We start from the raw sequence: 11131 nt of genomic DNA on the forward strand, positions 1-11131 counted from the left end.
GGAATTGCGCGCTCGGTCAGCTGGCGAGCTGCTTGAGGCGCTCGAAGCCTTCCTTGTACTGGTTGATGTCGGTGTTGCCGCTGATTCCGGCGACCTTGCCCTTGTCGGTGTACTGCCAGAAGTCCCAGTCCTGGAAGCCCTTGGGCACCGTGGGGCTGTCGACCTCGTAGGCCGCCAACCACAGGTCGTGGTCCTTGAACGTGTCCGTGCTGCCCATGCACTGCTTCCAGAAGGACGGGTTCGCGTAGATGATCGGGTCCTTGCCGGTGCGCTGCTTGACCGTGTCGTTGAACGACTTGGTCCACTGGTGCATCTGGTCGACGCTCATGCCGTAGCAGCTGCCGCCGTTGGGGTCGACCTCGAGGTCGAGCACCGGAGGCAGGGTCTTGCCGTCGTTCTTGTAGTCGATGATGTCCAGGAATCGGTTGGCCTGGGTCGCACCGTCGGAGTCGTCAGGCCGCGCGAAGTGGTAGGCACCCGCGATCAGGCCCGCGTCCTTGGCACCGTGGTACTGCTGGGAGTACTTGGGGTTGGAGAAGTCGGTGCCGTCGCTGGCGAGCACGAAGGTGAACTTCTTGTTGTCGGCTGCGACCTTCTTCCAGTCGATGTTCCCGTTGTGGTTGGAAACGTCGATGCCTTCGATCGGCGGGCCCAGCGGGGCGTCCTGCTTGGCCTCACCGTCCTGGGCCTCGGACTTGACCTCGGACTTGGTCTCCGCGCGGGTCTGCGGCGGGTCGGCCTTCTTCTGCTCCGCGGGCTGCGGGGCTGCCTGCGCCATCGGGGCGGCCACTGCGGCCTCTTCGACGTCGCGCCCATCATCACCACCGGCGAAGCCGCCGATGATCAGGCCGACGATGCCCACCGCGGCGATACCGGCGCCCACCTGCACGGAGCGCTGCTGGGAAGCGTTCTTGACGGACTCGGGGACGTGCGGAGCAACCCTCTCCCGGATGCGCCGCACGGCGGGTGCGTCCAGCACGCGCTGAAGCAGAGCGTTGTCAGCTCCCTGAGCCTCGGCGTGCCACCCTCGCTCGTTCGCCTCGTGCTTCGGGGTCGAGGCGGGGTCGTTGCTTTCGGGGGATTTGCTGTGGTCGGGGGTCTCGGGTTTCACGAGCCCCACACTCCGCGACGGAGAGTGGTCTGCCATCGAGGTTTATACCTAGACGACTACCTAGTTTCACCCCATCGGGTATCAATGCCCACATATCCGGTTACGCACCGTCAGACGCCCCCAGGGCGTGCCGGAATCTAACCACAGCGCCACCCCGTCCCGGCAGGCCCCCGGCTCGTGCGAGCGCGCTCCGTCACCGGGCACTGCGCGTGACCGCGCGGCGCAGCGGAGCCCCGATCGCGACGAGCAGGGCCAGCACCGCCACGACCCAGAGCGTGATGGCGATCGGGCCCGAGACCAGGATCGACAGGTCGCCCTCCGAGATGGTCAGCGCGCGGCGCAGCTGCTGTTCGGCGATTGGCCCCAGGATCAAGCCGACCACCGCCGGGGCGACCGGGATGTCCGCCTGGCGCATCAGGAGCCCCAGCAGTCCCAGTGCGCACAGGACCACCAGGTCGACCGTCGTGCCACCGGCGGCGTAGGTGCCCAGCGCGGCGAAGACCAGCACCCCGGCGTAGATGCCGTAGGCCGGGATCGTCAGCAGCTTCGCCCACATCCGCACCAGCGGGAGGTTGAGCACCAGCAGCATCAGGTTCCCGATGTAGAGGCTCGCGATGAGCGTCCACACCAGCGGTCCGGACTCCTCGAACAGCTCCGGCCCCGGTTGCAGCCCGTAGGACTGGAACGCGGTGAGGATGACCGCCGCCGTCGCCGAGGTCGGCAGCCCGATGGTCAGCAGCGGCACCAGCACGCCCGCCGAGGCGGCGTTGTTGGCCGCCTCCGGCCCGGCCACGCCCTCGATCGCGCCGTGCCCGAACTCCTCCGGGTGCTTGGTCAGCCGCTTCTCCACGCTGTAGCTCAGGAACGTCGGCACCTCCGCTCCCCCGGCGGGCAGGCTGCCGATCGGGAAGCCCAGCGCCGTTCCGCGCAGCCACGCCGGCCAGGAACGCCGCAGGTCGGAGCGCGACAGCACGACGCGGTCGCGCAGCGGCTGCACCGTCGAGGCGCCGGTCCCGCTGAGCAGGTGCCCGAAGGACTCGCTGAGCGCGAACAGCGCGATCACCACGATGACGACGTCGATGCCGTCCAGCAGCGAGTCCACGCCGAAGGTCAGCCGGGGCTGCCCGGTCTGCGAGTCGATGCCCACCAGACCGACCGCCACCCCGACCAGCAGGCTAGCGACCCCTTTGAGCAGGTCGGGACCGAGCAGCGCGCTGACCGTCACGAACGCCACGGCCATCAGCGCCACGTACTCCGGCGGCCCGAAGCTGGTGGCGAACCCGGCGACCACGGGCGCGAGGAACGTCAGGCCGAGCGTGCCAATGGTCCCGGCCACGAAGCTGCCGAGCGCAGCGGTGGCCAGCGCGGAGGCGGCGCGTCCGGCGCGCGCCATCTTGTTGCCCTCCAGCGCGGAGACCATCGAGGCGCTCTCGCCGGGGGTGTTGAGCAGGATCGAGGTCGTCGACCCGCCGTACATGCCGCCGTAGTAGATGCCGGCGAACAGGATGAGCGCGCTGGAGGCCTCCAGCCGGAAGGTGATCGGCAGCAGCAGCGCCACGGTCAGCGCAGGACCGATGCCGGGCAGCACTCCCACGGCCGTGCCGATGGTCACGCCCACCAGCGCCCACAGCAGGTGTCCCGGGGTGAGGGCGTTGGCGAATCCGTCGAGAAGCAGTCCGATCTGTTCCATCTAGAAGCCCCAAGGTCCGCTGGGCAGGCTCAACCCGATGAGCCGGTCGAAGACGAAGAACACGGCCGCGGCCAGCGCCCACCCGTAGGCGAGCAGCGCCCAGCGGCGCGGAGCACCGAGCAGCAGCGCGGCACCGACGAACAACCCCGTCGCGGTGAGCACGTAGCCGATCAGCGGCAGCAGCAGCGCGAACGCGAGCAGCACGGCGACCAGCGCGACCACCCGCCACCAGGCGCCCGGGAGCTCTGCGCGCGCGGCTCCGGGGAGCCGGAGCCCGGCCTGCACCAGCAGGCCGATCCCGACCGCGCCGAGCAGCACCGCGACCATCACCGGCATCACGGCCGGTCCCATCGCCGAGTTCTGGTCCGGCAGCCGTGTCGCGTCGACGATGATCACCACCGCACCCAGCAGCATCAGCGCCCCGAACAGGCCGGTGGAGAGCGCGGTTCGACGGTCCTGCACGGCCATCACCCCAACCCGATCTTGCCGAGCACGTCGGACACGCGGTCCTGCTCGGCGCGGAGGAAGGTCTCGAACTCCGGGCCGCCGAGGGTCGCGTCGCCCCAGCCCTCTTCGGCCAGCGTCTCGCGCCACTTCGGCGACCGGGTCATCTCCAGCAGCGCCTGCTCCAAAGCCCGTTCCTGCTCAGCGGAAATGCCCTTCGGCGCGACGACTCCGCGCCAGTTGTCCAGTTCCACGTCCAGGCCGCTCTCGTGGAGCGTCGGCACGTCGGGCAGCGTCGGCGCCCGCTGCGCGCTGGAGACCGCCAGCGCCCGCATCTGCCCGGAGGTGATCTGCGGTTCGAGCTCGGAGACCCCGGAGATCGCGACGGTGGCCCGCCCGGACAGCGCGGTGCTGAGCAGTTCACCGCCACCGGAGTGCGCGACGTAGGACAGCTGCGCCGGATCGGCACCGACGGCCTGGGCGAGCATGCCGGCGAGGATGTGCTCGGCTCCCCCGGCCGATCCGCCCGCGATGGACACCGCGCGAAGATCGCCCCGCATCCGGGTGGTGAGGTCCGACAGCGACCGGATCGGCGAATCCTTCGGCACCGCGATGACTTCGGCGTCGGTGGTCAGCCGGATCAGCGGTGTGGTGTCGTCGAGCGAGACCGGTGAGTCGTTGGCCTTGACGGCGCCGACCATGATCAGCCCGGTCACCATCAGCTGGGCCGGATCACCTCGGTATCGGACGAACTGGCTGAGCCCGACCGTCCCGCCCGCGCCGGTGACGTTGTAGACCTCGGTGCGGCCCACGCTGTCCTGCAACGAGCTCTGCATCTCGCGCGCCGTCTGGTCCCAGCCGCCGCCGGGCGCGGCCGGTGCCATCAACCGCAACTGCCGGTCGCCGAGCACCTGCGCCACGGGGCTGCCGTGCCGCTGCTCGGCCGGGGCGGTGGCGACCACCGCTCCGGTGAGCAGCACCGCCACCACCCACGGGATCACCTTCGTCGGAGAGTGCCGCATTGTTCGCCTCGTTCAACGCCGAGCAGACTGTCCACAACTGTATACAGTTCCGTCCGCGCCTGAGACAAGGGTCACAGGATCTCGAAATCGGCACGCCTCAACGGATCGTCGGGGCACCCCGGCCGACCCGACACGCCGAGCCGAGTGGCACGGTTGCGCTGGTGTCCCTTCGGGCACAATGCTCGATCGGATCTGGCGAAGATCGCAGAGAAGGCGGAACCAGGAAACGTGACGACTGTTCATCAGAAGATCGCCGAGGAGCTCGGGGTCCGCGAAGGCCAGGTGGCCTCTGCTGTCGAGTTGCTCGACGGCGGGTCGACCGTGCCCTTCATCGCGCGCTACCGGAAGGAAGTGACCGGGGCGCTCGACGACGCCCAGCTGCGCACGCTCGAAGAACGGCTGCGCTACCTGCGCGAGCTCGAAGAGCGGCGCGCCACGGTGCTGGAGTCGATCCGCTCGCAGGGCAAGCTCAGCGACGAGCTCGAAACCCAGATCAACGCCGCCGATTCCAAGGCGCGGCTGGAGGACATCTACCTCCCCTACAAGCCCAAGCGGCGCACCAAGGCCCAGATCGCCATCGAGGCTGGTCTGGAGCCCCTCGCCGACCAGCTGCTGGCGGATCCGAGCAACGATCCGCAGACCACCGCCGAGGGTTTCGTGGACGCCGACAAGGGCGTCGCCGACACCCAGGCCGCGCTGGACGGCGCCCGCTCGATCCTCGTGGAGCGCTTCTCCGAGGACGCCGACCTGATCGGTGAGCTGCGCGAGCAGGTGTGGACCCGCGGCCGGGTCGTCTCCAAGGTCCGCGAGGGCAAGGAGGAGGAGGGTGCGAAGTTCGCCGACTACTTCGAGTTCGACGAGCCCTTCACCGCGCTGCCCTCGCACCGCATCCTGGCGCTGTTCCGCGGTGAGAACGAGGACGCGCTGGAGCTCTCGCTGGAGCCCGACGACGGCACGCCGGTCGAGGGCCCGACCTCCTACGAGCTGCGGATCGCCCAGCAGTTCAACATCTCCGCGCAGGGCCGCCCGGCCGACAAGTGGCTCTCAGACGTGGTCCGCTGGGCCTGGCGCACGCGGATCCTGACCCGGCTGAGCGTGGACCTGCGGCTGCGGCTGCGCCAGCACGCCGAGGACGAGGCGGTGCGGGTGTTCGCGGCGAACCTGCGCGACCTGCTGCTGGCCGCCCCGGCCGGTTCCCGCGCCACGATGGGCCTGGACCCGGGCTACCGCACCGGCGTCAAGGTCGCGATCGTCGACGGCACCGGCAAGGTCGTGGCCACCGACACGATCTTCCCGCACCAGCCGCAGCGGCAGTGGGACCAGGCGCTGGCCAAGCTGGCCGCCCTCGCCCAGCAGCACGACGTCGACCTGATCGCCATCGGCAACGGCACCGCCTCGCGCGAGACCGACAAGCTGGCCGGTGAGCTGATCGGCAAGCACCCGGAGCTGGGGCTCAGCAAGGTCTCGGTCTCCGAGGCGGGCGCGTCGGTCTACTCGGCCTCCGCCTACGCCTCGCGGGAGCTGCCGGACATGGACGTGTCGCTGCGCGGCGCGGTCTCCATCGCCCGCCGGTTGCAGGACCCGCTGGCCGAGCTGGTCAAGATCGACCCGAAGTCGATCGGCGTCGGCCAATACCAGCACGACGTCTCGGAGTCGAAGCTGTCGCGCTCGCTGGACGCGGTGGTCGAGGACTGCGTGAACGCCGTCGGCGTGGACGTCAACACCGCGTCGGCTCCGCTGCTGACCCGAGTTTCCGGCATCAGCGAGACCCTCGCGGAGAACATCGTCGGTCACCGCGACGGCAATGGCCCCTTCCGCAACCGCAAGGCGCTCAAGGACGTGGCCCGGCTGGGGCCGAAGGCGTTCGAGCAGTGCGCCGGCTTCCTGCGGATCCCCGGCGGCGACGACCCGCTGGACTCCTCCGCGGTGCACCCCGAGGCGTACCCGGTCGTGCACCGGATCCTGGAGCGCACCCAGAGCGAGATCGACGGGTTGATCGGCAACGCGAAGCTGCTGGGGCAGCTGAGCCCGCAGGACTTCGTGGACGAGCAGTTCGGTCTGCCGACGGTCAGCGACATCCTCTCCGAGCTCGACAAACCGGGCCGCGACCCGCGTCCGGAGTTCAAGACCGCGACCTTCGCCGAAGGCGTGGAGAAGATCGCCGACCTCCAGCAGGGCATGACGCTGGAGGGCGTGGTCACCAACGTCGCCGCCTTCGGCGCGTTCGTGGACGTCGGTGTGCACCAAGACGGTCTGGTGCACGTCTCGGCGATGTCGAAGAACTTCGTCAACGACCCGCACGACGTGGTCAAGTCCGGCGACATCGTCCGCGTCAAGGTCCTCGACGTCGACATCCCGCGCAAGCGGATCTCGCTGACGCTGCGGCTCGACGACGAGCCGGGCAAGGGCGGCAAGCCCGAGCGCGCCGAGCAGGGCGCGCGCACCGGCGGAGGCCGGGGCAACGCCCCGCGCAACGGCGGCGGGAACGGTGGAGGCGGCAACCGCGGCGGTGGCGGTGGCGGTGGCAACCGCAACGGCGGCGGCAAGCAGAACCGCGGTGGCGGAGGCCGTCAGCGCAACGACGCACCCAGCGGCGCGATGGCAGACGCCCTGCGCAAGGCGGGTTTCGGCAAGAACTGACGCCGGAGTTCTCAAAGGGGCCCCTCCGAATCGCTTCGGAGGGGCCCCTTCGCACGTCACCGGTCGAAACGCCCGGCCTTGACCGCCGTCACGAACGATCTCCACTGCTCGGCCGAAGCGGTGAGGTGGCCGTCCTGGCGGTGCGCCGAATTCCGCACCGCAACACCGAATCTCGAAGTACGGACCTCGACGCGGGAACTCACGTTCTGAGACCGCGACGAAGCTCGCCAACCGGCCGGGTTCGCTGTCATGTTCTCGCGCCTTCCAGCTCATCGAGGATCGCGACCAAAATCCGTTGTCTCACACGGACCGATCACCAGTCCAAGAAGGGTAGACGTCGGGTTCCGGCATATGGCCACTTCCTCGGGACCGAACGACGTCGCGAGCCGTCGGAGCCGCGAACTGAACCGATCTTGTGACGCGGACTACGTCCACACTGGAGCGGAGAACGGGGAGTGCGAGCGGCATCCGGGCCGCTCAGCTCTTCGCCGCCTCCCGGCTGCCCTCCGGGACGCTGCCCTGGGCCATGACATCGGCCATGCGCTCGCCGACGACGGCGGGGATCAGCCGTTCCGCGGAACGGATCGCCGCGGCCTGCAGCGCGTTGAACACCAGCGGCCGGAGCCGGTCGATGACGTCGCTGTAGAAGGGCGTCGCCTCCTCCGCGGTCGACACGCGCGTGACGACGTGCCTGCGGACCAGGTCGGCGAGGTCGTCGCCGAGCCCGTCGACCTTCCTCAGCATGTCCTCGGCGATCGTCAGCGTGTCGTCGAGCGGAATGCCGAGGGCGACCATCTCGGCGGCCGCGTCGTAGAGCAGCGGACTCGTGGTGACGAAGCCGCGTCCGCGCCGCTCCAGGATCCCCAGGGCGATGACGCGCTTGATCGCGCTCGGGGTGACCTGCGAGCCGAACTTCTTGCGCAGCTCCCCCAGCGTCACCGATCGCGTTTCCTCCATCGCCCAGGTGCGGTCGGCGACGGCCTCCTCCAGACCGAGCACCTCGCCGAGGCTGCGCCCGGACTCCCAGGCGCCGAGCATCTCCTTGATCTGGGCGAACGCGTACCCGCGCTCCAGCATGCTGATGATCAGCTTGAGCCGGGTCAGGTGCGCATCGGAGTAGATCGCCGTGCGCCCCTCCTTGCGCGGCGGTGGCAGGAGATCGCGGTCCTGGTAGACGCGCACGTTGCGCACCGTCGTTCCCGCGGTCCGGGCGAGGTCGTCGATCCGATAGTCCACCACCTCGCACAGTGTAGTAACTCCGCGCAAGGCTCGCCGATGCCCGTGCCCTGCGCACATTCGGTCGCACAGCGGAAGAATTCCGCTGCGGCGGTGTTCGTCGCCGCGGACCTGTCGGGGTTGTGCGGCCGAATGGGAGCCGTGCGCTCGACACCGCGTTCCAGCAGCGAGATCACGAAGTGGCCCGGCCGAACGCTCGCGTTCGACCGGGCCACGGAGGAGGTGGCGTCTTCGGGGGTTAGACGTCCACCTTCTCCCCCTCCTGGGGTTCCTGGAGGTTCGCCTCGCGCTTGGGCAGGAGGCGAGCCAGCAAGGGCCAGACGAGGATCACCGCGACGATGCAGTAGACCGTGATCGAGAACGGCGTGTTGACCAGGCCGCTGAGGCTCCCGTCGCTGATCTGCAGCGCCCGGCGCATCTGCTGCTCCGACGTCGGCCCGAGGATCACCGCGATGATCGCGGGCAGGACCGGCAGGCCGTAGCGGCGCATGGCGAAGCCGATCAGGCCGATCACGAACAGCAGCAGCAGGTCCATCGGCTCACCGCCGACCGCGTACGCACCGACGCTGGCGAAGAACAGGATGCCTGCGTACAGGTACGGCCGCGGGATCTGCAGCAGCTTCGCCCAGACCGGCGCCAGCGGCAGGTTCAGCACCAACAGCAGCACCGAACCGATGAACATGCTCGCGATCAGCGCCCAGACGAGCTCGGACTCGCGCGCGAACAGCAGCGGACCGGGCTGGATGCCGTACTGCTGGAAGGCCGCCAGCATGACCGCGGCCACCGCCGTGGTCGGCAGGCCCAGCGTCAGCATCGAGACCATGGTGCCCGCCGCCGACGCGCTCGCCGCGGCCTCCGGACCGGCCACGCCCTCGATCGCGCCCTTGCCGAACTCCTCGCGGTGCTTGGACAACCGCCGTTCGGCCACATAGGACAGGAACGTCGGGATCTCCGCGCCACCGGCCGGAATCGCGCCGAACGGGAACCCGATGAACGGGCCGCGCAGCCACGGCTTCCAGGTGCGCCGCACGTCCGAACCGGACAGCAGGGCGCGGCCGACCGGGATCGGCGCGGCGTTGCTGCGGCGCAGGTGCGCGGCGACCCACAGCGACTCGCCGATGGCGAACAGGCCCACCGCGACGATGACGACGTCGATGCCGTCGGACAGGTGCAGCAGACCGAAGGTCAGCCGCTGCTGGCCCGTCATCTCGTCCAGGCCGATGATCCCGATCGTCAGACCGATCAGCAGCGACGCGAAGCCGCGGATCCGCGACTTGCCCAGCACCGAGGTGATCGCGATGAACGCCAGCACGGTGATCGCGAGGTAGTCCGGCGCACCGATGTCCACCGCCAGCGAGGCCACGGTCGGCGCCAGCAGCACCAGCAGGGTCAGACCGATGATCGCGCCGATGAAGTGCCCGACGGCCGCGGTCGCGAGCGCCTGCGCGCCACGACCCTTGCGGGCCATCGGGTTTCCTTCCAGCGCCGCGATCACCGAGAAGCTCTCACCCGGCGTGTTCAGCAGGATCGACGTCGTCGACCCGCCGAACATGCCGCCGAAGTAGATGCCGGCGAACATGATGAACGCGCTCGTCGGCTCCAACGCGTAGGTGACGGGCAGCAGCAGCGCCACCGCCATCGCCGGTCCGATGCCGGGCAGGACGCCGATCGCGGTGCCCAGCAGCACGCCGAGCGCCGCCCACACCAGGTTCATCGGGGTCAGCGCGGTGGCGAAACCGTCGAGCAGGAGGTTCAGCGATTCCATCTGTTACAGCACCCCCATCAGCGGGCCGCCGGGCAGGGGGACACCGAGCAGGTTGTTGAACACGAAGTAGGTCACCACCGACAGCACGGCCGCCAGCAGCGGATCCCGCACCGCGTTGCGGCTGCCCAGCGCGTACGCGCAGCCCCAGAACAGGATCATCCCGGACAGCGGGAAGCCGATGACGTTGATCAGCACCGCGTTGGCCAGGAACGACGCCGACAGCAGCAGGACGGTCCGCCAGTCGCTGGGTGCCGAGAGGTCCACGTCCTCACCGGTTTCGGACTCGCCGTGCCCGCCGCGCAGCACGTCGCGGGCCAGCAGCACCGAGACGAGCAGCAGCAGGCCGCCGATGAGGAACGGCACGGTCTTGGGCCCGACGGGTCCGCGCTGGGTGAAGTCCGTCGAGATCGACGCGGCGTCGGAGAGCACCAGCACGCCCAGCAGCGCCAGCAGCACGCAGATTCCCAGCTCGGAGTGCTCGCGCAGCCAGTTCCGCTTGGTGCCTTCGGTTTCGGGGGTCTTGGTCGCGGTTTCGGTCATGCCAGCCCCAACTCCTTGAGCACCGTGGCCACCCGGTCGTTCTCCTGCGCCAGGAACTCACCGAACTGCGGTCCCGGCTGGTACGCCTCGGTCCAGCCGTTGCGCTGCAACGCTTCCTTCCACTCGGGGGTCGCGTTGAGGCGCTCGAACAGCGACACGAGCTTGGCGCGGTCGCGTTCGTTCATCCCCGGCGGGGCGACGACGCCGCGCCAGTTGGTGAAGTTGACGTCCACACCGGACTCCAGCAGCGTCGGCGCGTCGACACCGGGCAGGCGCTCCGGACCGGTCACCGCCAGCACGCGCAGTTCACCGGCTTCGATCTGGTCGCGGTACTCGCCGATGCCGGAGACGCCGAAGGCCACCTTGCCGCCGAGCACCGAGGCGAGCAGCTCGCCACCGCCGTCGAAGGGCACGTAGTTGACCTGCTTGGGGGCCAGGCCGATGGCCTTGGCCATGAGCATCGGGGCCAGGTGGTCCGGCCCGCCCGGGGACGAGCCGCCGCCGACCGGGACCTCGCCGGGGCGGGCCTTCCAGTCGTCGATGAGCTGGTCGAGGTTCTGGTACTTCGAGTCCTTGCCGACCACGATCACGTCGGATTCCTCGACGAGCTTGGCGATCGGGGTGGTGTCCTGCAACGACACCGGCGAGTGGTTGGTGTAGACGCTGCCGACCACGCCCAACCC

General features: G+C 69.5%; 10 protein-coding genes. 1 reads left to right on the top strand and 9 read right to left on the bottom strand.

The features are described from left to right. Positions 1 to 16: 16 nt before the first annotated feature. From E1181_RS26550 to E1181_RS26565, 4 genes are all read right to left on the bottom strand, one after another. Entirely contained in the window at positions 17 to 979 is a 963-nt protein-coding gene (locus E1181_RS26550) for a lysozyme (RefSeq protein ID WP_235877060.1), read from the bottom strand. Between the two features lie 325 nt (positions 980 to 1304). Further along, positions 1305 to 2801 carry a tripartite tricarboxylate transporter permease gene (locus E1181_RS26555; RefSeq protein ID WP_132678887.1) on the bottom strand — a complete coding sequence of 499 codons (1497 nt, stop codon included), beginning with the start codon at positions 2799 to 2801 and terminating at the stop codon, positions 1305 to 1307. Further along, entirely contained in the window at positions 2802 to 3263 is a 462-nt protein-coding gene (locus tag E1181_RS26560; RefSeq protein ID WP_165944762.1) for a tripartite tricarboxylate transporter TctB family protein, read from the bottom strand. Positions 3264 to 3268: 5 nt separating this feature from the next. After that, entirely contained in the window at positions 3269 to 4267 is a 999-nt protein-coding gene (locus E1181_RS26565) for a Bug family tripartite tricarboxylate transporter substrate binding protein (protein WP_132678890.1), read from the bottom strand. Positions 4268 to 4495: 228 nt separating this feature from the next. Between E1181_RS26565 and E1181_RS26570 the strand changes: the two genes are divergently transcribed. Further along, entirely contained in the window at positions 4496 to 6907 is a 2412-nt protein-coding gene (locus tag E1181_RS26570; protein ID WP_132678892.1) for a Tex family protein, read from the top strand. Positions 6908 to 6963: 56 nt separating this feature from the next. On the opposite strand, the gene E1181_RS26575 is transcribed toward E1181_RS26570, so the two are convergent. The 5 genes from E1181_RS26575 to E1181_RS26595 all read right to left on the bottom strand — a co-directional run. Next, positions 6964 to 7158: a DUF397 domain-containing protein gene (locus tag E1181_RS26575; RefSeq protein ID WP_132678894.1), complete on the bottom strand. Its 195-nt coding sequence runs from the start codon at positions 7156 to 7158 to the stop codon at positions 6964 to 6966. Positions 7159 to 7384: 226 nt separating this feature from the next. Then, positions 7385 to 8146, bottom strand: a complete 762-nt coding sequence (locus E1181_RS26580; RefSeq protein WP_132678895.1) for a MerR family transcriptional regulator — start codon at positions 8144 to 8146, stop codon at positions 7385 to 7387. Between the two features lie 235 nt (positions 8147 to 8381). After that, complete coding sequence (locus E1181_RS26585; protein WP_132678897.1) at positions 8382 to 9908, bottom strand: tripartite tricarboxylate transporter permease; 1527 nt, start codon at positions 9906 to 9908, stop codon at positions 8382 to 8384. A gap of 3 nt (positions 9909 to 9911) precedes the next feature. Further along, the gene (locus E1181_RS26590) at positions 9912 to 10448 is read right to left on the bottom strand and encodes a tripartite tricarboxylate transporter TctB family protein (RefSeq protein ID WP_132678898.1); all 537 of its coding nucleotides are present in this window, start codon (positions 10446 to 10448) and stop codon (positions 9912 to 9914) included. Next, positions 10445 to 11131: Bug family tripartite tricarboxylate transporter substrate binding protein (locus E1181_RS26595; protein ID WP_132678900.1), on the bottom strand; the 687-nt coding region annotated here is incomplete at its 5' end. The genes E1181_RS26595 and E1181_RS26590, both read right to left, overlap by 4 nt.

The sequence above is a fragment of the Saccharopolyspora terrae genome, from assembly GCF_004348435.1.
GTDB classification, from domain to species: Bacteria; Actinomycetota; Actinomycetes; order Mycobacteriales; family Pseudonocardiaceae; genus Saccharopolyspora; species Saccharopolyspora endophytica.